General features: G+C 55.8%; 20 protein-coding genes. 6 read left to right on the top strand and 14 right to left on the bottom strand.

Translation table 11 applies throughout. The annotated features are described in order from the left end of the window. The first annotated feature begins 210 nt into the window (after positions 1 to 210). From E6W33_RS11570 to E6W33_RS11555, 4 genes are all read left to right on the top strand, one after another. Positions 211 to 669: a hypothetical protein gene (locus tag E6W33_RS11570; protein WP_136417438.1), complete on the top strand. Its 459-nt coding sequence runs from the start codon at positions 211 to 213 to the stop codon at positions 667 to 669. Positions 670 to 1,523: 854 nt separating this feature from the next. Continuing rightward, positions 1,524 to 2,522 (top strand): hypothetical protein, encoded by a 999-nt coding sequence (locus E6W33_RS11565; RefSeq protein WP_136417437.1) that lies wholly within the window; start codon positions 1,524 to 1,526, stop codon positions 2,520 to 2,522. Positions 2,523 to 3,068: 546 nt separating this feature from the next. Beyond that, entirely contained in the window at positions 3,069 to 3,479 is a 411-nt protein-coding gene (locus E6W33_RS11560; RefSeq protein WP_136417436.1) for a CesT family type III secretion system chaperone, read from the top strand. 506 nt (positions 3,480 to 3,985) lie between these two features. Then, entirely contained in the window at positions 3,986 to 5,341 is a 1,356-nt protein-coding gene (locus tag E6W33_RS11555) for an argininosuccinate lyase (protein WP_211097305.1), read from the top strand. Positions 5,342 to 5,633: 292 nt separating this feature from the next. Here E6W33_RS11555 and E6W33_RS11550 read toward each other — a convergent pair whose 3' ends face one another. Then, on the bottom strand, positions 5,634 to 6,041 hold the full coding sequence (locus E6W33_RS11550; RefSeq protein ID WP_136417434.1) for a CesT family type III secretion system chaperone: 408 nt from the start codon (positions 6,039 to 6,041) through the stop codon (positions 5,634 to 5,636). Between the two features lie 612 nt (positions 6,042 to 6,653). Between E6W33_RS11550 and E6W33_RS11545 the strand changes: the two genes are divergently transcribed. Then, positions 6,654 to 9,524, top strand: a complete 2,871-nt coding sequence (locus E6W33_RS11545) for an ankyrin repeat domain-containing protein (RefSeq protein WP_136417433.1) — start codon at positions 6,654 to 6,656, stop codon at positions 9,522 to 9,524. A 240-nt stretch (positions 9,525 to 9,764) separates the two neighbouring features. Further along, positions 9,765 to 10,007: a Tn3 family transposase gene (locus E6W33_RS11540; protein ID WP_136417432.1), complete on the top strand. Its 243-nt coding sequence runs from the start codon at positions 9,765 to 9,767 to the stop codon at positions 10,005 to 10,007. On the opposite strand, the gene E6W33_RS27820 is transcribed toward E6W33_RS11540, so the two are convergent. The 13 genes from E6W33_RS27820 to sctV form a co-directional block, all read right to left on the bottom strand. Continuing rightward, complete coding sequence (locus E6W33_RS27820; protein WP_282183691.1) at positions 9,960 to 10,319, bottom strand: tyrosine-type recombinase/integrase; 360 nt, start codon at positions 10,317 to 10,319, stop codon at positions 9,960 to 9,962. The genes E6W33_RS11540 and E6W33_RS27820 overlap by 48 nt on opposite strands. Before the next feature lie 118 nt (positions 10,320 to 10,437). Further along, positions 10,438 to 11,037, bottom strand: a complete 600-nt coding sequence (locus E6W33_RS11530; RefSeq protein ID WP_136417431.1) for a GNAT family N-acetyltransferase — start codon at positions 11,035 to 11,037, stop codon at positions 10,438 to 10,440. Between the two features lie 253 nt (positions 11,038 to 11,290). Next, on the bottom strand, positions 11,291 to 12,358 hold the full coding sequence (locus E6W33_RS11525) for a hypothetical protein (RefSeq protein WP_136417430.1): 1,068 nt from the start codon (positions 12,356 to 12,358) through the stop codon (positions 11,291 to 11,293). A 118-nt stretch (positions 12,359 to 12,476) separates the two neighbouring features. Continuing rightward, positions 12,477 to 13,520, bottom strand: coding sequence for a type III secretion system export apparatus subunit SctU (sctU, locus tag E6W33_RS11520; protein WP_136417429.1), 1,044 nt, complete (start codon positions 13,518 to 13,520; stop codon positions 12,477 to 12,479). Beyond that, on the bottom strand, positions 13,517 to 14,302 hold the full coding sequence (gene sctT / locus E6W33_RS11515) for a type III secretion system export apparatus subunit SctT (RefSeq protein ID WP_136417428.1): 786 nt from the start codon (positions 14,300 to 14,302) through the stop codon (positions 13,517 to 13,519). The genes sctU and sctT overlap by 4 nt, the downstream gene beginning before the upstream one ends. Continuing rightward, the gene (gene sctS, locus E6W33_RS11510; RefSeq protein ID WP_136417427.1) at positions 14,302 to 14,571 is read right to left on the bottom strand and encodes a type III secretion system export apparatus subunit SctS; all 270 of its coding nucleotides are present in this window, start codon (positions 14,569 to 14,571) and stop codon (positions 14,302 to 14,304) included. Before sctS ends, sctT begins: the two co-directional genes overlap by 1 nt. A 10-nt stretch (positions 14,572 to 14,581) precedes the next feature. Then, complete coding sequence (gene sctR, locus E6W33_RS11505; RefSeq protein WP_136417426.1) at positions 14,582 to 15,229, bottom strand: type III secretion system export apparatus subunit SctR; 648 nt, start codon at positions 15,227 to 15,229, stop codon at positions 14,582 to 14,584. Further along, positions 15,229 to 16,446, bottom strand: a complete 1,218-nt coding sequence (gene sctQ, locus E6W33_RS11500; protein WP_168798613.1) for a type III secretion system cytoplasmic ring protein SctQ — start codon at positions 16,444 to 16,446, stop codon at positions 15,229 to 15,231. The genes sctR and sctQ overlap by 1 nt, the downstream gene beginning before the upstream one ends. 27 nt (positions 16,447 to 16,473) lie before the next feature. Further along, the gene (locus tag E6W33_RS11495) at positions 16,474 to 17,334 is read right to left on the bottom strand and encodes a hypothetical protein (protein ID WP_136417424.1); all 861 of its coding nucleotides are present in this window, start codon (positions 17,332 to 17,334) and stop codon (positions 16,474 to 16,476) included. Continuing rightward, a complete protein-coding gene (locus E6W33_RS11490; protein WP_136417423.1) occupies positions 17,331 to 17,795 on the bottom strand; it encodes a YscO family type III secretion system apparatus protein in 465 nt (154 codons plus the stop codon). The genes E6W33_RS11495 and E6W33_RS11490 overlap by 4 nt, the downstream gene beginning before the upstream one ends. Next, positions 17,792 to 19,138, bottom strand: coding sequence for a type III secretion system ATPase SctN (gene sctN / locus E6W33_RS11485; protein WP_136417422.1), 1,347 nt, complete (start codon positions 19,136 to 19,138; stop codon positions 17,792 to 17,794). The genes E6W33_RS11490 and sctN overlap by 4 nt, the downstream gene beginning before the upstream one ends. Positions 19,139 to 19,140: 2 nt before the next feature. Continuing rightward, entirely contained in the window at positions 19,141 to 20,187 is a 1,047-nt protein-coding gene (locus E6W33_RS11480; protein ID WP_136417421.1) for an FHA domain-containing protein, read from the bottom strand. Between the two features lie 70 nt (positions 20,188 to 20,257). Continuing rightward, positions 20,258 to 22,381, bottom strand: a complete 2,124-nt coding sequence (gene sctV, locus E6W33_RS11475) for a type III secretion system export apparatus subunit SctV (RefSeq protein ID WP_136417420.1) — start codon at positions 22,379 to 22,381, stop codon at positions 20,258 to 20,260. Positions 22,382 to 22,383: the final 2 nt, after the last annotated feature.

Here is a 22,383-nt window from a genome sequence, read left to right as displayed (position 1 = left end):
TGCCGCCACGGACGTTTCGAGAGAAACAGGCTTTAAATAACTAATGCCGGTGGTACGGGAATACAGGGGCGAAACCACGTAGGCAGCGCACCGATCACGCCGCCATACAGTGTTAAGGAAGTACCTGCAAGTTCTACAAATGAAATTGGCTTCACAGTCTATTCATTTGGGGGAGACCTGCCGCCTGAGCTCCATATTGAGCATAGGAAAATGTCTAATTCCGAGGTAATTCGTTATATTGCCGACACTAGTAAGGAAGGTGATGAAGAGGTAGGAATTAATGCTCTGAAATATGGTTCGCAAAGCTTGTACTCCCACAGTTTTGGGTCGTGTGTCCCCGTTTTTGCCTATTACCCGTCTGACGCCGGGGAAAATGCTGACAATGGAAGGCCGAAGGCTTTGTACCATGCGGCATCTTATGTGCCAGATATACTGAACGGTTTATTAGCGTCCCCCGAGTATGGGAAGCCCACCGACATCTTCGTCGTAACAAGAAATTGGGACGCCGGGAATAGAAGACATGTTGGCATTAATAAGCAAAGCGCGGTTTCGCTTTATATAAACGCCCACCTTCCCGTCGGATCGAGGTTCCATATTATCGAAGTTCCATGGGGAGGTGCAGCAGTACGTCTGGCGGCAGATAAAATCGAAATCTGGGAAACATCGTAAAAAATTTACTGCACTTTTAGGAAGTAAATGACAGTGCCGCGTATTGATGCATTCGCCCTCCACCCGCAAGGCTGAACGCAGGCATGCAAACCGGGGTCGTTTCGCGGGCGATCCTCCGGTCCTGTCACACTCAGCATCCTTTCCAATCGGGCCACATTGGCCGTCGTACTTTCTCTCACGGACACCGCATCCGTTTGTTGGGCGCACTGCCAGGAATGGGAAGTCTTGGCTTCACAACCACGGGCATAGCCGTTCTCCTTGAGTCGCATATCGCATGTGCGCGATAGGATTTCATCACCCTTGATGTTGGCGGATCGATGCGTCGCCGGTGAAGCGTGCCGATCTATCCCGTTGAACTCCATGGAACTTTTTGTTGAAGTTCTCCACTGAGTGGGGACCGAGATTGCCAAATCGGTTAGAGCTCAATCCATAAATATCTATGCAACACCTTGTCATTTCCGCGAAGGCGGGAATCCAGTAGCGCATCTCTGGGCCCCGCCTTCGTGAGGGCGACAAATTTATTTATGAAATGAGCTCTATGAGACTTTGTGCTGTGCCGACTCATTAACAACAATGAAAGGTCAAATGTCATGATTACCAGCCTATCGGTTAACCCCACTTCCGCACCAGGACGAATTAACGACACTGACGATATAGTTTCGCCAGAGACAATTGATAAGTTATCCCGCAAGCTAGGTTTGCAGCCCACGAATGCGGACGCAATGAAAGTGGAGGCGCCACAACTGCAGGCTAGCCAGGATCGTCGCCTCGACATTAAGCACATCCCTCTGATCATTGCTCCGGACTCGAGCTCGATACAATTGAGGAGAGCGCCTACCTGTGAGATGTTCAGAATGGCTTCGACGGAAACTATCAGCCACGGTTGTTCGTTCATCGGTACACCGGGGGAGGACGGCTATCAATACTTCTCGATCAGCGGTGACGGAGACCGTGCTATGGTTGCCCCCAGCGAGATTCTGGCGGCCCTGGATAAGAAGATACCGGGCGCACTGAAGCAAGGGGACGGCGGAGCGGCCGTGCGGAAGACGCTCGAGCAGCTGAAGCCCTCGCAGCAGATGCAGGGCGTGCCGGTGTTCGTAAACCGTGAGCGATTCTATTCGGCTTATATGGAAAACCGTCTGGCTGGACTAGGCTATGCTCCAGGCTCGGACGTCCCGAAAGAGGTCAAAAAAGCCGTCCACGACGAGATTATGGAACTCAACAAGCTGGTTCCGAAAAATAGATGGGAACTGCAGTTTAGGGAATCTAACGGCCCGGACGTGGAGAAGAGGGGGGGGAGGCCCAACTTGCCGGAGTTAGATTGCCGTGCATTTGGAGATCCAAAGCACAAAGTAACCAAAGAGGCAATGCTTGATGGTAAGGTCCATAAGTTTCCTGAATTGAATTTAAGGGCGACGAATACAGACCCTTTATATTTGGTTGAAACGAAGTTGCGTCTACAAGCGGCGCGCTTGTATACGGACAAACTGCACGGGCGCAATGGAACGAGTATACCTTTCGAGATCGATGAATCCGATGGAAAACCCCTTTCGGACGAGGCCCTGATGAGCATCGCAGCGAAGACGCCCAAATACAATTTAACCGTGCCCCTCGCGGATGGAGAAGGCAATTGCGCTACAGGTAATGCACATATGCATAGGCTGGCTGGGCGCCCAGACTCAGAAAACCACCCGCCTAGCAATTATGCCTTTGGCGCCTATGAGCACTTGAATGACTGGGCCGCGAAAGCAGAACCACCGGAAGTTAGACCCGCTGTTGTCGTTAATACGAAAGAGTTGGCAGCGCTACTCGAGAAGAGGGTACAGGAGCAGAAACAGCAAGCAAAACTGTAGAAATTGTAGGTCTGTCCAGGATTTTTCCCGGACAGGATACAGGCTTGATGATGGCGTGCACTGGTTTTCGTATGCGTTTAACGCGTTTGACTGCTTGTTGAATGGTATGGGGAGAAACTGGAGGCCTGCGTATGATTCCTGACCAAGGATCGGTACATGCATGGCCTGATGGGAAGATCCAGAAATATTCAAGCTGCATGCCGGCTTTCGGGGGCTTGCGTACTTATGCATACATACGGTATGCATGACCCCGGGCCGCTTCGATCTGCGCATGTTGCTGCACCAGAGACCGCAGCAACATGCGCATCAGCTCCTGTCGTCTTTTCTTGCCCGGATGGTGATTTCACGCTGCTGGAAATCGATACCCTTGCTCCGCAGTTGCTCGTACTCGGTTAATCGCATGTGGGCGCCATACTTCCGACCGGGTCCGCCGGCGCAAATGAATGTGGCCAGCCTTATCAACAAGTTAGGTCGATTACTCAGGGGGAGCGATCCATCGGCGTTTCTCACCCATTGACACGCACACCACATCGGGAAAAGCGAACCATGAGTCATTATCAATATACAGAGCTGGTCAAGGAATTTTGTGAATACTGCGGGCTCGATGAGCCGGAGCGCATCACGTATGGCGGAGCCATCATGTTGGGCGAGGTGGCTTTCTCGCTGATGCACCGTGAGGAAATCGACCCCGAATTGATGTTCATCTATTGCGATTTCGGCGAAGTATCGGAGGGCAAGGAGGTCGAGGTCTATCGCGCCCTGCTGGAAGCCAATCTGTTCTTGTATAACGGCAGAGCACCGCTCTTTACCATCTCCAGCGAGACCGGGCGAGTCACCATGGCTGCCCATTGCCGGCTGGACGAGCTCAAGGCCGAAACGCTGCAAGCGATAGTAAAAAAAATGGAGGCTCAGGCGATGGCTTGGCGGGCCGACCCGTTATTGGAAGCCGTTGCATAAACGGTCGCGTGTGGTAGCGGCGCCCGGGTGGATGCCGCGCCAAATGTAGCGCGCCCCAAATGTGGCGCGACCTAAATGGTGTTTTCCTTTCAGACGTGGCGCAACAACTCGATGCGCCGCCCAGATCCCCCGCACGCATATGGTCGTTGCCAAGATGGGGCCGCGTTACCCCTGACACGATGCCTGTCCGGCTGATGGCATGTCAGAATGCCATGGTTTTCGGTTACATTAATCCTTCTCCCAACAACCCGTTCCCATTGGAGGCTCGTTGAAAAACCTGGCATAGACCGACATTCCCTGATCAACAAAAAAAACAAAATCGCAGACAACCTGTTACGGAGACACCCACCATGAAAAACCAACCGTATATTTTTGCAATCGTTATATCGTTTCTTTCGGCTTCCGCGTTATCCCAGACGCTTCCGGCTAAAACGACCCATGATCATTTTTATTGGCTGGGTGAATTCAACAAGGCTTCGACAGTGATGGTCGTCGAGCAGAACATCGTGACTAAAAAAATGGGCGCGCAAATCGCCGACGGCGTGGCGAAAGTCATTTCCGACGGCGACAAGCCTGGCGCGAAACGCCCCAACGATTATCTGCAATTGGAAACCATGTTGATTGCGGCGGCCGGACCCGACGTGACCCGCATGCATTCGGGGCGCAGCCGCCAGGACCTGCTCGCCACCACCAACAGGGTAGTGCTGCGTGAGCAGGCACTTGAATTGCTGCAAAAGGTGATCGAAACCCGCGCCACGCTTGCCCAACTGGCAGGCAAGCATGTGAATACGATTATTCCGGCCTACACCAATGGTGTTCAGGCGCAGCCAACCACGCTTGCACATTACCTGCTTGCGTTCGATGCCGCATTCGGACGCGACGCAGAGCGCCTGCGCCAGGCATATGCGCGTCTCAATTTGAGTCCGCTCGGTGCCGCAGCGCTGGGTACATCGAGTTTTCCGGTAAATCGTCCGCGTCTTGCGGAGCTGCTCGGTTTCGATGGCGTCGTCGAGAATTCCTATGACGCCAATCATGTTTCTGCAATGGACACCAGTCTTGAGCTGGTCAATATCGCCGCGGGTATGGCCCTGACCACCAGCGCCTTCGTCGAAGACGTTACGGCACAATATCGCGACACCCGTCCCTGGATGCTCCTGCGAGAAGGAAAACTGACCGGCACCAGCAGCATCATGCCGCAAAAGCGTAACCCGTACGGGCTGATCCTCTTGCGCCAGGCGGCAAGCAATGTCATTGGTGAATCGCATCTTTTCGCGATTCAGGCGCACAACATCAGCCCCGGCATGCTCGACTACAAACTCGGACAGGCAGACAAAACCATCGCGGCTTCCATCGGAATGCTAGGAAAGTTCGGCGCCTTGCTGGACAGCCTGGTGATCAATTCCCAGCAGGCCCTGGAAGAAGTCACCTCGGAATATTCGACGACCACCGAACTGGCGGACGTCTTGCAAAGGGATAGCAATGTACCGTTTCGCGTGGGGCATCACTTCGCTTCCGAACTGGTGACTTACGGACGGACCAACGGTCTCAAGCCTGCCGATCTTCCGTATGCCGAAGCGAAGCGCATCTATGTCGAATCGGCCAAGGCGCTTGGCATCGAGAACGCAGAGCTGCCGATGAGCGAACAGCGCTTCCGCCAGTCCTTGGATGCCGAGAACATGGTGAACGCGAGTCTCGGCCTGGGCGGCCCACAACCCGCTGAGGTAAAGCGGATGCTGGAGGCGCAACGTGAACGTGTCGCGGCAGATCAAAGCTGGCTGTCCAAACAAAAGACTAGCTTGGCAGCGGCGGCCGTCAAGCTGGACAAGGCGTTTGAAAACCTCAGGCAAGCACAAGCGCATTAAGAAGCGAGGCGCCTGGATGCCGAAGCAGTAGGGCAAACGGGCGCAAATTTCGTTTCTTTGTCCGCCTTGTTTGCATTTTTTGGGAGCCCCGCAAGGGGGTAGCGGCTTTGGAGGCTTTTGGTGCTTACTATTTTTGGCAAGACAAGAATAGTAAGCGGCTCGCTAGGGGCGGTCCCGGTTAGCCTCCCGAAATGGCTACTGCAAAGAATCAGCAAAGAAAAACAGCATAGTTAGAACCCGAATATTCCCTCTCCTTGCAGAGGAAGGAACGTTCTTGCTGACGCAAGTAATACTACTGTGCCACCAATGTAAGATACTCTGCCTGCCAGGTTTTCGCTTGCGTAGTATCAGTTGTTAATATTTCGCTCAGCTCCTTGACTCCAAGCTGATCTAATCGACAGTGTCTCGCCAAAATTACTCGCCCTGTCAATGAGCATAATGTAAATACCGGTCCAGCACCGTCATATAAATACATATTTGTTTTCAGCAGATTTCGGTAAACCTCTAATCCTTTACCAGCCTCTATTTCACCGAAGACGCAATAGATAAACAGCAAATCGGGATCGACGCTCTCATTAAAGACCAGCGAAAAATTTACCCCGTCTATTCCAATTGGGCCGCCATCCATTAAGAGCGCTGGGTCCATACCACAATCTGCGCAAAAATCCTCAATCAATTTTGTGTATTGAAGGTTACTCACGAATTTTCTCCCTCTTTCTTTTGTTTGTCCCCATGCGTTCCGGCATGGAGATGAAAAAACATGAATCAGGCTGCGTCATTGGCCGCCGCAATGCGGAGTTCGGGGATATGTACAGATTCGCGTCGCGAACACGGGTGTAACGTGATGCTACGCGAGCGCACTTGTATGGACACCCTTGACTGAAAATTCAGCTTGCGCCAGACCGCGTGATTCATCCAGCGAGAGCGTCATCACCAGCGCCAGCTTATCGGTATTCGGCTTACTCCCAAAGTATGAAACCTGACGTAAAAATATTTACCTTAGTGCCAATACATTCCCATCGGTTCCGTTTCATCGGCAATTATTCTGACAAAATTTATTTTCTGCGGAAATCAAAATAATGGCCGCAATCCGAAACCCTTCCTTCTTGCATGAAACTTTCTGCGTGCCGCTGCCACTCAGCATCTCGTGAAGCCAGCCTAAGACGGCTTTCTTCCTGAAAATAAAGTCACTACGGTTGGTTAGCCCGTGAGCCATGCACAACCATGTGTTGGTCATTAGAGCGATGATTCGTGCTTCGGCAACAATCCTTAGAGGCTATCCATTTCCACGATTTGCACCAGAACTTCAACGATGCGCGTTTCTCCTTCCTTCACGCCTGATTTTTACCGCTTGCCGTCTATTGACACGAGGCAACCCACGCCGCCAGCGCAAACACCACAGCCCATCCGCTTCCCCCAATTTCAAGGACAAAGCATCGACCAATTCATCGCCAGCCCGGATTTTGAAAGGTGTCAACAGGAATATGCGCAGTTGATAGACCGTATCACCCAGTTCGTGGACGACCATGTGGCGCAGCTTTCGCCCTCGTGGTTGCCCGACACCGTGGAGGAAATTAAAGACAACTTCGCTGAGCTGAAACACCACCTGTCCGATTTGCACCTGGATTTTTTTAGCCAGCATAAATCCGACGTCTATGGCACCGTCAAAGAAATGTTCCATAAGCTGGAGGAATTGCTCCAGCAAGAGGAGATTCCCCTGGCAAAGCGCATGGAGGTCATTCAGGAGATGGCACCGAAAATGGCCGTGTGCGCCGGCGGCATTGTGAAAGGTGTGCAAGATGCGATAACCAGCCTGATCACCAGCACGGCCGGGATTGAAGGCGCGGTTCAGCACACCAAGATCAAAATGAGCGAGGCCTTCATCCTCGACCATGTGCGCCATACGCATCGTTATCTTCCCGGCAATGAAGTCCACTTCGCCAATGCGTATTTCAACTACCTCGCCGAGGAGATGGGCGTGCCAGTGCGGCCGGATCCCTTTACTACCATTGCCGAATCCGAAATATCGGACGCTCAATTCGAGGCCTGCAAGCAAAACGTCCGTGCAAAACTCACCCCTACCTCTTTGGCCCTCGCCATGGCCGAAGACTATTCGAGCAAGATCAGGGATGCCATCGCGGCCAAGATCGATGATGTCAGCGAGCCTATTGCAGACGCACTCTACCCCGCGGTTCGCGCGCAGATCGAGGACCTCCAGATGGCCAGCCTGAACCGTGCATTTGGCGAGGTCCCGATGGACCGTTATCTGCTGCTGCAGCCCGATACCTATCAATACAAAATGGCGCAACAACCGACTTTGATCGCCCGGCATTTCATGGCGCAGTTGCGCAAGAAGGACATGGTGAACCATGACGACGCCATCCAATTAAACCCAGACGGCGACCAAGCGGGAAAGATCATGCAATTGGGCGAGCTGTTCTGGGTCGACAAAGACGGTTCATGCGACGAACTGGACGCGCAAGCGCTGGCGCGGCTGTCGCCGCAAGCGATTGCGCAAGCGCTGAAAGAAAAGGGATCGGCTCCGCAGAGCGCCTATGCCGAGATTTTTGAAAACATCGCACGGCACCTGATGGAGGCGCATCAAGCGGGCAAGGTCCAAAACATGCCCGTCAAATGGTTTGCGGACGTTGCCGGCGTATTTAGCAACCGATTACAGCCCCATGTCCCGCTCGGTACGTCGGTGGTCATGCTCGCTGCAGCGCAAGGTAATGCCGCTGCGCTACGGGTATTGCCCGCCGCTGGCGCGGACATCCATGCGACGAACGATGATGGCCAGACCGCCGCGATGATGGCCGCAAAAAACGGTCATGCCGATGCGCTACGGGTATTGATCGACGCTGGCGTGGGCATCCACGCTAAGGATCGCTATGGCATGACCGCCGCGATGTATGCTGGAATTCACGGTAATGCCGAGGCGCTACAGGTATTGCGCCTCGCTGGCGTGGACATCAATGCGGTGGACAACCATGGCATGACCGCCGCGATGATTGCCGCAAAAAACGGTAATGCCGAGGCGCTACGAGCATTGCACACAGTTGGCGTGAACTTCGATGTTAAGGATCCCCACGGCATAACCGCCACGATGTTTGCCGCAGCTAACGGTCATGACGCTGCGCTACAGGCATTGCGCGACGTTGGCGCAGATCTCAATGTCAAGGATAACAATGGCATGACCGCCGCGATGTTTTCCGCAAGAAACGGTCATGTCAAGGCGCTAGAGGTATTGATCGGCGCTAGCGCGGAAGTCAAAGCCAAGGACCACAATGGCGTGACCGCGGCGATGTATGCCGCAATGAAGGGGCATGCCAAGGCGCTACAGATATTGCACGACGCTGGCGCGGACATCAATGCGGCGAACAACAATGGATTGACCGCCGCGATGCTTGCCGCAGGTAACGGTCATACCGAGGCGCTACAGGTATTGCACACGGCTGGCGCGGACTTCGATGTTCAGGATCACCATGGGGTGACCGCCGCGATGTACGCCGCAATGAAGGGGCATGCCGGGGCGCTACGGGCATTGATCGACGCCGGCGTGACCATCAAAATTGCGAGCAACAAAGGCATGACCGCTGCAATGTATGCCGCAAGAAACGGCCGTGCCGATGCGCTACGGGTATTGGTCGCCAAAGACGCGGACATCGATGCGACGAACAAAAAAGGCATAACCGCCGCGATGATGGCCGCAGGTAACGGCCATCTTGAGACGCTACAGGTATTGATCGAGGTTGACGCGAAAATCAATGTCCAGGATCCCCATGGCATGACCGCCTTGATGTATGCCGGAATTAACGGTCGTGCCGATGCGCTACGGGCATTGATCGAGGCTGGCGCGCACATCAATGCAACGGACAACAAGGGCATGACCACTGCAATGCATGCCGCAGAAAAGGGGCATGCCGATGCGCTACGGGTATTGCACACCTATGGCGCGGACCTCAATGCTATGGATTACCGCGCCGTGACCGCCGCGATGTATGCCGCAAAAAACGGTCATGCCGAAGTGCTACGGGTATTGATCGGGGCTGGCACGAACATCAAAGCTAAGAATGTCAATGACCTGACCGCCGCGATGATGGCCGAAGCTAACGGTCATCCCGATGCGCTACAAGTATTGCGCGAGGCGGAGGCTGCTGCCCAAGTCAACGACAGCGATGGCTAGGAGTAAGCGCGATCTGACTTGACAGTTGCCCGATTTGACGAAGGCGATTTTCAGGTCACTCGCTTATTCAATCAAATAATGACCGCAATCCGAAATTCTTCCTCCTTGCATGCAACGTTCTGCGTGCTGCTGTCGCTGAGCATCTCCTGAAACCAGCCTAATACGGCTTTCTTACTGAAAAAAGTCACTACGGTTGGTTAGCCCCTTATTGGTTTTTCTACAGCCTCAACGAATGCGCTAATGGCGTGGAACACACAATACATGCAGCGTGCTGTCGAACGGATCGAAGCAATTGGCGGCGAACCACTCCGGCTGGAGGATTGGCGTCGCATCGCCCCGCCCAATCAGGAAGGGATCAAGCTGTGCGGGACGGTTGAATTTTCCCTGGAGCGGTACGCCGGCAGGATCCTGCCGAGTACGGCTGACAGCGAAATTTTAGGGGTAACAAAGCGGATGGCGAGAATCGTTGCGGGGGGCGGGTGACGGAAAGCCAATTTCGAACTTTTTGCATGGCAAATCCGTTTTGGCGTAAGCGGCCGTCGTCTGTACGGGCGCATGGCCAAGCAAGGCTTGCGCGACCGGCAGCGGCACCTTGTGTTCGACCACCAGCGTCTTCGCATACGCATGCCGCAGCCAGTGCGGCGACGCGGCGCGCCTTGCACTACATCCATCCAGACCATCTTCGCGAGCCCGCCTATTTGTGAAGTGAGTTCTAGGGCGTGCCTGGCAATATCCGCATTCGTTCAATACGACGTCGTTTGTTAAGCCAGAATCCTTCCCGGTTCTTTGCAGCACATACTTCTGTATGGCTGAAAAGAAAGATGTGCGCTGCTATTGTCCAGCAGCCGTCCTTGAATCGTCATCTCTGCTCTCTTGAACTTGATGGATGCAGGCGCGGCAGAAATTGTATCGCTCACGTTGATCCTATGAGCCATCCGTCTGCGGAAATGTTCGGTACAGAATGATTGGCCGTGATGCTCCCTCGCTCGCGCGAAGGCGAGCGAATCGTCGCAGACCCGTCCATGCGAAGAAGCAAAGCCATGCACAGCAGATCGTCGAATTCCCGGTTTGCATGGAATGCGTTTCGTTTCACGCCTTCAAGGACGAATCCCAGACGTTTATACAGCCGGACGGCGTTCGTATTGCTGCGGCAGACCTCCAGTTCGACACGACAGAGTCCATTTTTCCATGCATTGCCCAAGGTCGTATTCAGCAAGGATTCACCGACGCCATGGCCGCGCCACTCACGCAGAACACCCATGTATAACTGGCCGGTGTATCGCATGCTATCGATCTGGATCGGGATGGCAGAGCACCAGCCAACTACCTTTTGCTCGACGAGAGCGACAAAGAACGGATCCCGGGCATTGCAATGATGGGTCACTTGATCGGCGAACCAGTCAACGGGCGGCGCGGCAGTAATACCCAGATAGGGCACTTCCTTCGCAACGCTGTCTATTGCCGCATGAAGGCTTTCTGCATGTTCGGGTTTGACAGATTCGATGCAAAACATGGCAAGAACGGATGTCTGGACTGGAGGGCAAGTTTCGGAGTTTGAAAGCTCATGAAAAAACCGCTGGATTTTTCACCAGCGGGAAATCGCTTCAGGAGGCGAAACGAATTGGGAACCACAGAGGAAGCTTAGACTGCGGACCTGCCGCAGGGGAACAAATATTAGTACCCATTAATACCCCCATCATCGGCAGCAGGGCCGGCAAGTGGTGTCAGGGCATCTCCTGGCAAGCCTGTCTTCAGGGCCTGCGTTCTTATTCGTTCGCGTTCACGGCTCGTACGGTCGCACCGAGGAGGTTGGCGCGTATTCCCGTCACTATCGCGTTTTGCTGTTCTTCGTTCAGCGCGTTCCACGCCTTGATAATCGCCCCGATGGCAGCCGGCATATCAAAATCGGGAGAATCGATGCCGGACATGCGATCGAGAGCGGACAGCAGGTACATTGTCAACGGGCCGCATGCGTTGGGGGTGTGGGCCTGCATTGATGCGCCTTTGAAATAAAACTTTCCCATCTGCTCGCCAAGAGCCTCTTTTAATTCTCTTTCGAATTGCTCGGGCAGTTTGCTTCCCTCCTGATGATAGCTGTCGGCAACGTGACAATTGACCTTGTCGTCCCGATTTCGTTGCAAGATCAAAGACAAGCAGTGCCCGTCCTTGTAGACAAATATCGTTGCGGGAGCGCCTTGTTTCAGATGGACATTGACTTCTCCGATCGCTTTTTTGAATCCGGCTTGATCGGCGAGATCGAGACAGGTCTCATGTGGCTTGAGATGCCGCAGCTGCTTGCTGCCGTTGATCAGTTCATGGCCAAATACCAATCTGCCGCGCGACAGCAAGTCCTTGTCCTCTTCCGGTGCATTGCCATGCTTGTACACCTGCCCGCACAAACGTGCATTAATCGTGTTTTCCGTATTCCGCTGATTCAGGCTATGTGCTCGTTGTCCGGCCAGATACAGGATTTGCGCTGATATTTCGTGCGGCACAAAGTCGCTATTGTCTTTTGTGACAGTGTTGGCATTTTCCGTCAACTCATGGAAGGCAAGTGCCTGTTCTTCGATCTGCGATTTCGTATGATCGCTCACCGTCGGGTCAGTATAGAGGTCGATGAGTGATTGCTCTGCCAGTTGGCGAAGTGCCGAGTGATTCGCGCCCGCAGAAAAGTTGATCAGCATTTCAATGGCATCGCCGTTACCTGACCTGGCTTCTTTGGCAAGCGACGCAATACTTGTTCTACAGGCCATTTCGCTTTCGCTGGCGGTCGATCCTATTGGATGAGGAAATAAAGGTCTGGCATGACCAAAGGTTTGTTCAAAATTCAGCATTGTATTTCTCTCGCGTTAACTGGTTGATCGCTTCTGAAGGACTTGTCATGCGGTTCATGATTCCTCATTGGTGCTGCATTGTGTGCCGGGATAAAGCACACGGTTGAATCGAGCCTGGCTACCAGGCAGGTCCCATATCCCTCACCGCGCGCAGCACCTCCACCGTGGCATCCAGCAGATGTGCCGGCACATAATCGTCGAGCCTGGCGTCGCTGATGAGCGAGCGGGTAAGATAGATATTCTGAATTACAGGAACGCCGGCATCGCGCGCGTCCTGTACGATGATTTTTGCGTAGCCTCCTTCGCCCATGGCGACGACGACAGGCAATGGCGTGTCGCCTTCCTTGTAATACAGCGCTACGGCAAAGTGGGTCGGGTTAACCACGACGGCGGTGGAATCGCGCACCATTTCGCGCCGCGATTCCTCCGCCAGTGCACGATGGTGTTGCTTGCGATGACTCTTGATATGCGGATCGCCTTCCATGTCCTTTCTTTCCTGCTTGACCTCATCCTTGGACATCCTGTTTCGCTTCATGTACAAGAACCGCTGCAGCATGATGTCGGCACCGGCGACGATGCAGAACAACAGGGCGGTGGCCAGCAACATCGCCTTGAGCATCTTGCCAAAGGCGGACGCGAGGGCATCCATGCCGGCCGGAGGAATCAAGGCCAGTGTCCCGATGTTTTCCTGGATGATGGACCAGAGCACCCAGGTAAGCACGATGACTTTCAGGATGGATTTCAATCCTTCGAGAAGATTCTGTGCCGAGAAGAATTGTTTGGCGTTATTGATGACGTTGAACTTGTTGAGGCTGGGTTGGATCTTCTCCGGCGCGAAGATCACGCCGACGTGAAGAATTTCGCCCAGCACGCTGGATAGCACGACGATCACGACAAACGGGAGCATGGTGTCGATCAGGAGTTGGATCGACACTTCCAGGATTTCCTTCAATGCGACAGGAAACGGGCCGTAAGCGCTGGTGCCGCTCCACCGTATCAGATTTGCCGCCGACTCCGCGACACGGGGTCCGTAGAAAATCAGGTAAACGAGGCAGGCGCACACCAGCAGCGATTTTGCTGCATCCTTGCTGTGCGGGACGTCACCCTTCTCGCGAGAATCATCTAGCTTCTTCGAGGTGGGCTGTTCGGTTTTTTCACTCATCGCATGAAAACGCCAAGAGTTTTGACCAGGGCGGGAACGTCTGTGAACGTTGTACTGAGATAGTGAAGCAAGGTCGGAAAATAAATCAGCAGCACAAACAACGCGATGCCGCTTTTGATCGGCATCGCCAGAAAGAACACCTGCATTTGCGGCGCGAACAGGCTGACGATGGCGAGAGCAAGTTCACTCAGGAGCATGGCGATCATGGCCGGCGCGGCGAATACAATCGCGGTGCGCATCAGGTTATCGAACAGCCCGAGGTAGTGCGGCGAGAACTCGACGGAAAATCGCGGCAGCGCCGCCGCTATCGGCCACACGGCATAGCTTTCGTAGATAACTCCGAGCACCAGGGGCAGTCCGCCCAGCGACAGGAACAGGACCAGATATGCTTGATTCACAAAGATGCCGAGCGGGGAGGACTCGTCGCCACTGGTCGTATTTTGCATCGTGGAAGTGGATGCGCCGCGCTGGTTATCGATGACGAAGCCGATGGCTTCAGCCGCCCAAAAGGGAATGGCGATGGCGAAACCGAGACACAGCCCGACGGCAGCCTCCTTCACGATGCTCATGAATATCCAGCCCGCTTCGATCTCTTCCTTGCTCACCTGCGCAATCAGCAAGGGAAGTGCCGGAAGGACAAAGGTGGCCGCAACGCAGGTGCGGATAAAGGGCGTGCTGTTGCTGCCCGAAAAAAATGACAGCATCAGCAGCGTAACCAGAATGCGCGGCAAGCCTATTCCAAAGCTGACCAGTGCGAGTTCAAGGGCGCGCGCGTCGAACATCAACTTGCGCCCACGCCAGGGATCAGATCGAACAGGATCTTGGAGTACTGGTAGATTTCGATTCCCATCCAGCGCAGAGTAAGAAGCAGGGTGACAAATGTGGCAACCAGCTTGGCAACATAGGAAAGCGTTTGCTCCTGAATTTGCGTCAGCGCCTGAACGATGGCAAACAGCGTACCGACCGCGGCTGCGACCACGATCGATGGCAATGACAGCATCAAGCTGAGGTACAAAGCTTGTGTTGCGTAGTGAGCGAGGTTGTTGGGCATGCGGCGGTCCTCAGATGTACGACAGGATGAGACCCTGCAACAGGCGCGTCCATCCGTCCACCATGACAAATAAAAACAGCTTCAAGGGCAGGGAGATGGTGGACGGCGACACCATCATCATGCCGAGGGCCAGCAGAATGTTCGAGACGATCAGGTCGATGATCATGAAGGGCAGATAAAGCAGGAAGCCGACCTCGAATGCCGCGGTCAATTCGCCGATCACGAAGGAGGGCATCAGCACCAGAAAGTCCGTTTCTTTGACCTGTTTTGCTTGTTCTTCCGGCCACATGCGCTTGCCGGTATTGATGAAGAACGCGCGCTGCTCCGGCTTGCTGTGCTTGAAGAGAAAACTGCGTATGGGTTCGGCGCCGATGCTGCTGACATGAATGATGGACGCAACGCTGGACACGCCGCCGGGCTCGTCGCGAAGGGCATCACTGACCTGATTCACCACCGGTGTCATTATGTACAGGCTGAGTATGATGGACAGCCCATAAAGCGCGATATTCGGCGGAACCTGTTGTACGCCCAGAGCGTTCCGCACCAGGATGATGACCGTCGAAATTTTCAGGAACGAGGTGGTCACGACGAGGAACAGCGGCAACAGGCCAAGCAACGCCAACAATAGCGTCAGCGAAATGGGATCGACGGCTTTCATCAGTGCGGGGCGACGATACGCATGACCGCGACGCCAATGCGGCCACCGATTTCTACCAGTTCGCCTTCGCCCACGCGAACGCCATTGATGCGCAAATTCACAGCGCTGTCCGGCGCAAGTCCGAGATCGAACAAATGGCCGGGCGCAATCGACGCCAGTTCACGCAAGGGGATATGGCGTTCACCCAGATCGAACGTGATGCGCAGCGGGATGTCGACCAAATCGGCCACGCCGGATTCAACGGCAGGCAAAGCACTATTGGTTTGCAGCGGTGCATTGCTCGGATGCTGTACCAGGGAGTCGTCTTGTTCCATTCTCTTTACCTTTGTCGTTGCACGTAAATGTTCGTCTGTGGTGAACTGCGCTCCGATCCCAAGCTTCGGGCTGACGCGGATGCACAGATCTTTCTTGTCCTTGCCGCTCCACCATCCATCTGGCAGCAGCACGTCTTGCGGCCGGATCGTGGCAATTTCGTGGAATGCCATGTCGACCCAGCCGAGCTCCAGGGTCAGCAACACCGGCAGGTTTGCCCACGGCTCGACCTTGGGCGGCTCGCATTCGGCGCGCCCGACAAGCTGGGCAAACCTGGTCACACCTTGCAGATCGGTCAGCAAGCAGGCGGAGGCCGGATCGCCGCCACCGTGCCTTGTCATCCGCAGCTCCATGGCAAATGGCACTGCGCAAGCCTGCTCGGCAGTGGCAAAGCCGTCGACGCGGATCGGACCCAACTGTTCGCCTGCGAGATCGCGGCTCAGTTCATCGACAGCATCTTGCAGCAGCGCCAGCGCCAAGTCGGGCGGCACATCATTCAATGCCATGTCACCCCATTTGGCCTCAAGCAAAGTCTCGGCCGATGCGTAGGACAGCGCGAGAACGCACCTGACGCCTTCCCAGCTCACGGCCAGCAGGATATCGGCTTGTCTTTGTGGCGAGCTGACCAGTCCGGTCAGCGCCAGGCTCCAGATGTGATCACGGCCCAAACCGGACCAGCGATGCCCGGCGGCCAACTGGTTGATGGCCGTTACTGCTGCGCCGTCGATAGTGCGCAGGTGCGGCCGCATGCCGCGCACTTCATGTACGATCTGATCCCTGACTTCAGGCTTGGGCGGTGCGAGAGAGACGACGCCGCCGGATCGGGTGCGCTTGTCTCCTGCGCTCCCGCTCGGGGCATTCGCGGTAGCCAGTTCATCTTCCCAGGCCGGAAATATATTTTTCATGATCTTCATGTTTGACGTAACAGGCGCTTACGTCGCGGCTTGATCGGCCTCTGGCCGAATCGTGACGCGCCGCTGCAGGCTTGTGCTCAGTCGCTGTACCAGTGCATCGGCATGGGATCCGAACCAATCCGTTTCTTCTGCACTGCCACATTCGTAGCCCACTTCGATCGAATCCTTGTCTCCGCGAATTTTCAGACGTGTGCTGGAAAACATGGCATGGCTTAACGATACGGCGACCTCCGAACGGCGGTTGTCGATCGCGACCTGTGCGCCCATCTGGCATATCAGGTGATGAAATTCCTGCATTCTCAGCTCGGTCCTGGTCGGGTCCGAATAGGCTGGTTGAACAGCGCTCGGGTCGGCGACCGCAGGCAAGTGCGGCGTGAAATGGAGAATGGCCGGCGGCGCGTCCGGCGCGCGGTCGTCGTCGATTGCGTTGCTCTTTCTGCCGATCTTTCGCTCCATGCGGTGCGTGAGCTCGGTTTGGAGGAGGGCGTCTGGCGAACCGTCCTGTACTGGCAGGTGCTCGCCATGCGTGACCGTCGCAAGGACCGGCTCGGCGTTAGCCGGCAATGGCGGGGCGGCGGCACAGATCGCCTCGCCGCCGGCGACTGGCGCCGGCTGGAGTGTTGCATCGTTCAGCGATTGTGCTTGCACCTGGGTGTTGTCCGGCCAGGGCAGCTGTGCCAGCAAATCAAAAAGAGGGCCATCGCGCACATCCGCATCAGCAGGAAGAGGGGCGCGCCGATTCAATGCATTGGAAAAATTTTCAGCCGCGAATGCGTCTGGCGGCGCCAGTCGTCTGGCCGGCTCGGTGTCGGTGACGTTCGACGTCGGGTGGTCGACTGCATCGCTGGTCTGCTTGCCACGGGTTTCAATTGAGCTCATCGCTTCGCTCCGATTATTTCCTCAAGCTCCAATTCTTCTTTTCTTAGCAAGCCGAGGGCCGCCGCCTGGTCCAGCCTTTTTTCGAATTCGACATATTTCTCGGTTCGTGCCGCTTGCCGGTTATAGGCATTACGAGCATCGGCGACTTCCTGAGTTGCCGCGTCGACGGCCTTGCCGGCTTGCTCAAGCGCGGATTCCAGCTCGACGCGCCTGCGTGAAATGGCGACCAATTGCGCATTGCATAAATCCACTTGCTGCTTGTTCACCACGCATCCAAATAGACGGGCGTTGATGGCGCGAACCATCTCGGCGGCTTCCGCGCAGTACGTCTCGAGCGCCGCCCGACATTGCTCCTGCTCCTCCTTGCGCGCTGCAAGTTCTTGCTGCTTCTTCAGCAGAAAGGACTCTGCATCCTGCTGGCGGCGTTTGTGCAGCTGAACAATGCGGCGGATGGGATTCATGTCGCCAGTACCTTCAGTTGATTGAGCGTGTCTTCAAAAGAAAACGCCTGCTCGGGTTGCTGGCACAAGAACGCATTGATGGCATCGTTGCGGTCGATGGCGACATCGGCCACGGCATCCGATCCGCGCTTGTACTCGCCTATGCGCAGCAGTAATTCGACTTCCTCGAATTTGGCCATCAGCTTGCGCAGGTTCTGCGACCAGGCCCGGTGCTCGGAGCATACGATCGCGGGCATCACGCGGCTCACGCTTTGCAAGATGCTGATCGCCGGATAATGATTGGCCGCACCCAGTTTGTGGGAAAGAATGATGTGGCCGTCGAGAATGGAACGCGTCTCATCGGCGACCGGTTCGTTCATGTCGTCGCCTTCCACCAATACCGTATAGAAGGCAGTGATAGAGCCCTTGTCATTAAAACCCGCGCGTTCCATCAGTCGCGGCAGGAATGCGAACACCGACGGCGGAAAGCCGCGCCGGGTGGGCGGCTCGCCGGCCGCCAGCCCGATTTCGCGTTGTGCCCGGGCCAGGCGGGTTACCGAGTCCATCAGCAGCAGTACCCGTTTGCCCTGGTCGCGGAAATACTCGGCAATCGAGGTCGCGACAAATCCGGCTTTGACACGCTCCAGCGGGGCGCGATCGGAGGTGGCGCATACGATCACGGCACGTTCACGCCAATTCGGGCCCAGCTCGCGTTCAATAAATTCGCGGACTTCTCGCCCTCGCTCGCCGACCAGTGCGATCACGACGATATCGGCATCGGCGTTCTTGGCAAGCATGCCAAGCAGCGTACTCTTGCCGCCGCCGGCCGCGGCGAAGATGCCGATACGCTGGCCTTCGCCGCAAGTCAGGAGAGAGTCGATCGCACGCACACCCATGCACAGCGGCCGGGAAATCATCTGCCGGGTCAGTGCATTCGGCGCCTCCGCATAGACCGGATAGTAGGCCTCCGGCTCGATTTCATTCTGCAGCCCGTCAATCGGGCGTCCGAAACCGTCCAGGACGCGGCCCAGCAGATGCGGCCCGACGCCGACGCGATGAATATCTCCGGTGGATGTGACAAAGGTCGTCGAGCAGATGCCCTGCAAGTCCCCGATGGGTGACAGCAGCACATCGCCTTCTGTAAAGCCGATGACCTCGGCCTCCAGCGAAAAATCACCGTCCGGCGTGCTGAGGGTACATAGCTCGCCGATGCGTGCCGACGGCGCTGCCGCACGAATGATGGTACCGATCACTTCCCGTACCCGGCCACGGACTTTGACCACCGCAGCGGTGTCGATGGCATCATTCAAGGCCCATGCCAGGCCGGCCGACCCTGATGACGATTTGCCCGTGTCCTGATCCATGTTCACCACTCGATCTCCACAGTGCGTTCACCGGAAAACATGAGCTTGTGATCCCTGACCGCCGCCAGCCGGTAGCCTTTGTAGCTGGCCCCGATGAACATCCGTACCCCGTCGTCGGTGACGATGTGAGGCAGCGGGCCCGAGGCTATCTGCGTAATGCCGAAGGGGAGATTCCTGGCTGGAGGAGTAATGCCTGCGTTGATCGCCAGCATGTCTCCATACTTTTTGACAAAGGGGACCAGGATGGCTTCAAGTGCCTGCTGCTGCTCACTGTTCAGCTCGCCGTTAATCCGGATGCCGTTGCCTTCATCAACAACCTGCAGCTGCTTGCTCAAGTTGTGAGTGGCCAGACTCTGCTCGAGTTCGGGTAATGCATTGCTCACCGATCTCTGTTCATGGAGCGTGGCGGGTGCAGCCGGATTGGGTTCGACCACCAAGGGTGCCGATATCGGGGCAGCCTCCTGGATCTTTGCTGCCTTCTTGCCGATCGCCGGTTTTTCTTTCGGATCGAGGTTCGATGTCGGTTTCATGACATATGCCAGTGCACTTCCGCAGGCAATCGCCGCAACACATCCGACCAGGAGCCAGCGACCAACCCGCGGGGGAGCAGCATCCGGCGTATTGGGCATCACGGAGGCTGCACTCGCATTCTCTACGGCGGGTTGCAGCGCTCCGTCGGCAGGCAATTGTTGTGGTGCGTCTGCGTTGACGATTGTCGCTTCGGACTGCTCCAACCACGAACGCTTGGACGGCCACGGGCTGTCTTCCATGTCGATCGCAAGCCAGATATCGGCAACATGAAACGCTTGCCCGGGTGTCAGGCGGAACTCCTCGGCAGTGTTATCGTTGACGCGCACACCGCAGCCGGACTGGCGCGGCATTGCGACGACGGTCTCGCCGTCAATGGAAAGCTGCAATGCGGCCGCTTCGACGCCATGGCCTACGAGGACGATGTCGCAATCGTCGCTGTCGCCGATCAGATATTGGCCATCCGGCAGCTTCAGTCGAGCGCCGGCTTGCAGACCGTCTAGGATGCGTAGTTCAAGCATGATGTGTGTTCTTCAAAATAATGCTCGCTATACGAACAAATCTCGGGCAAATGTCGCGCAATACAGTGGTTCACGGTACAGGCTCGGGCGTGCTGTGCAAGTCGATGCGCGCCAGAGGTTGAATATTCACTTCCTGGGACAGTTCCTGATACGAGACGACGTTCAGCTCGAATAAATCCTGTTCTATGATCTTGCGAACATAACGCCGTATATCCATGCTGGTCAGAAGTACCGGCAACTGACTGACCACCGACAAATCGCCGACCGCACGCTTGATGTTGTGGACAATGGCACGCGACAACGCCGGGTCGAGCGCCAGATAGCTGCCGGCCGACGTCTGCCGTACCGCATTGCGCACCGCATCTTCGACGCCGGGCGAGAGCATGTAAGCGGGAAGCAAGGACTGCTTGGATGCGCACTTATAGGAAATCTGGCGCTTGAGAGCTGTTCGCACATGCTCGGTAAGCAAGACCGAATCCTTTTCTTTTTGTCCCCATTCGATCATCGCCTCCGCAATGCCGCGAAGGTTTCGAATCGAAACGCCTTCCGAAACCAGTCGCTGCAGGATCTCGCCGATTTTTTGCGGCGACATCAGCCTTTGCAATTCTTTCACGAGGTCAGGGAATTTCTCTTCCATCTTCGAAATCAGGAAGCGTGTCTCTTGTACCCCGATAAACTCGCCGGCATAGCGTTTCAGCACGATCGCCATGTGATGAATGGGGATTTGCAGCGGCTCCATGAATTGCGCGCTATAGGTGCGCAGCTGTTCGCTGTACTCCGCCGCCACCCAGCGTGTCGGAATATTAGGCAGGAACAACTTGTCTTCTTCAAACGGGATGCCCAGGTCGGTCAGCGTCTTGTCGGCCTCGCGTGCCAGTACATAGCCCGGTCGTATGCGGCCCTGCGTGACCGGAATTTCATGAACCAGAAGCGCATAGGTTTCTGGAGGCAGATTCTTGTTGTAGCGCAGATGAATTCCGGGAAACGGCACGCCCAGATCGAAATAGAGCGCCTTGCGCACGCTCAGCAATTCGGTGTTGAGCAACTCGGCCTCGAATAGCGCTTCCAGTTCTTGCGACACGTCCATCATCAAGGGCACGGTCAAGGAAAAATTTTCCTCTGCATTTTCCGGCCGGGTCGGTGCCAGGTCGCCAGATCGCGCCATCGCCGGCACGGGTTTTCCCTTGTCGTCCGTCATGACGAGCTTCGAGGTCCTGAACAATACAAAACCGACGCCGCCGGCCGCAACCGCGAGCGCGGCAAACACCGTCGAGGGCATGCCGGGAACAAACGCGAATCCGAACAGAATCGTCGCGACCAGCAGCAGCGCTCGCGGCTGCGCCAGGATCTGATTGGAGATGTCACGTCCGATATTGCTCTTTGTATTGTCGCTATTGGTGACGCGGGTGACGATGATGCCCGCGGTAATCGCGATAAACAATGCTGGTATCTGGGCAATCAATCCGTCGCCAACGGTCAGCACCGAATAGACGCGCATCGCGTCCCCAGCACTGAGATCGTGTTGCATGGTGCCGATGAGCAGGCCGCCGATCAGGTTGACCGCAACGATGATGATGGACGCAATCGCATCGCCTTTGACGAACTTCATCGCCCCATCCATGGCGCCGTAGAGCTGGCTTTCCTTTTCCACCTTGGCGCGCCTGTCGCGCGCCTCGTTCTTGTCGATCATCCCGGCGCGCATGTCGCCGTCAATCGACATCTGTTTGCCTGGCATGGCATCGAGCGAGAAGCGGGCAGCAACCTCGGCAACGCGCTCCGCGCCCTTGGTGATGACAATGAATTGAACGATGGTCAGGATCAGGAACACCACCATGCCGACCACCAGATTGCCGCCAACGACAAAATCACCGAAGGCCTGGATGATATGTCCCGCATCCGCTTGCAGCAGAATGAGGCGCGTGGTCGCAATCGAGAGCGCCAGGCGGAACAGGGTGGTAATCAACAGCACCGACGGAAACGAGCTGAATTCCAACGGATTGGGTAAGTACATGGCCACCATCAGCAACAGCGCGGACGCGGCAATGTTCAGTGCGATCAATACATCGACCACGCCGGTCGGCAATGGCAGGATCAGCATGAACACGACCGCAATCAGGATGACGGCAAATACGATGTCGGCTCGCTGAGACGCTGCCAGGACCAGGCGCTGCGATGTTTGAAGTAGGCGTTCCATCG

It is taken from the genome of Herbaspirillum sp. ST 5-3, assembly GCF_004804275.1.
Classification (GTDB): domain Bacteria; phylum Pseudomonadota; class Gammaproteobacteria; order Burkholderiales; family Burkholderiaceae_D; genus Noviherbaspirillum.
Note: the sequence above shows the minus strand (reverse complement) of the source record. Positions and strands in the feature narration are given on the sequence as shown.

Excerpts from the sequence above, each read along its gene's own strand:
- E6W33_RS11570 (WP_136417438.1), top strand. The coding sequence starts at position 211 with ATGTCTAATTCCGAGGTAATTCGTTATATTGCCGACACTAGTAAGGAA.
- E6W33_RS11565 (WP_136417437.1), top strand. The coding sequence starts at position 1,524 with ATGGCTTCGACGGAAACTATCAGCCACGGTTGTTCGTTCATCGGTACA.
- E6W33_RS11525 (WP_136417430.1), bottom strand. The coding sequence starts at position 12,358 with ATGCTGAATTTTGAACAAACCTTTGGTCATGCCAGACCTTTATTTCCT.
- E6W33_RS11490 (WP_136417423.1), bottom strand. The coding sequence starts at position 17,795 with ATGAATCCCATCCGCCGCATTGTTCAGCTGCACAAACGCCGCCAGCAG.
- sctN (WP_136417422.1), bottom strand. The coding sequence starts at position 19,138 with ATGGATCAGGACACGGGCAAATCGTCATCAGGGTCGGCCGGCCTGGCA.
- sctQ (WP_168798613.1), bottom strand. The coding sequence starts at position 16,446 with ATGAAAAATATATTTCCGGCCTGGGAAGATGAACTGGCTACCGCGAAT.
- E6W33_RS11480 (WP_136417421.1), bottom strand. The coding sequence starts at position 20,187 with ATGCTTGAACTACGCATCCTAGACGGTCTGCAAGCCGGCGCTCGACTG.
- E6W33_RS11545 (WP_136417433.1), top strand. The coding sequence starts at position 6,654 with ATGCGCGTTTCTCCTTCCTTCACGCCTGATTTTTACCGCTTGCCGTCT.
- E6W33_RS11560 (WP_136417436.1), top strand. The coding sequence starts at position 3,069 with ATGAGTCATTATCAATATACAGAGCTGGTCAAGGAATTTTGTGAATAC.
- sctS (WP_136417427.1), bottom strand. The coding sequence starts at position 14,571 with ATGCCCAACAACCTCGCTCACTACGCAACACAAGCTTTGTACCTCAGC.
- sctR (WP_136417426.1), bottom strand. The coding sequence starts at position 15,229 with ATGAAAGCCGTCGATCCCATTTCGCTGACGCTATTGTTGGCGTTGCTT.
- E6W33_RS11540 (WP_136417432.1), top strand. The coding sequence starts at position 9,765 with ATGGCGTGGAACACACAATACATGCAGCGTGCTGTCGAACGGATCGAA.
- E6W33_RS11530 (WP_136417431.1), bottom strand. The coding sequence starts at position 11,037 with ATGTTTTGCATCGAATCTGTCAAACCCGAACATGCAGAAAGCCTTCAT.
- E6W33_RS11495 (WP_136417424.1), bottom strand. The coding sequence starts at position 17,334 with ATGAGCTCAATTGAAACCCGTGGCAAGCAGACCAGCGATGCAGTCGAC.
- sctV (WP_136417420.1), bottom strand. The coding sequence starts at position 22,381 with ATGGAACGCCTACTTCAAACATCGCAGCGCCTGGTCCTGGCAGCGTCT.
- sctU (WP_136417429.1), bottom strand. The coding sequence starts at position 13,520 with ATGAGTGAAAAAACCGAACAGCCCACCTCGAAGAAGCTAGATGATTCT.
- sctT (WP_136417428.1), bottom strand. The coding sequence starts at position 14,302 with ATGTTCGACGCGCGCGCCCTTGAACTCGCACTGGTCAGCTTTGGAATA.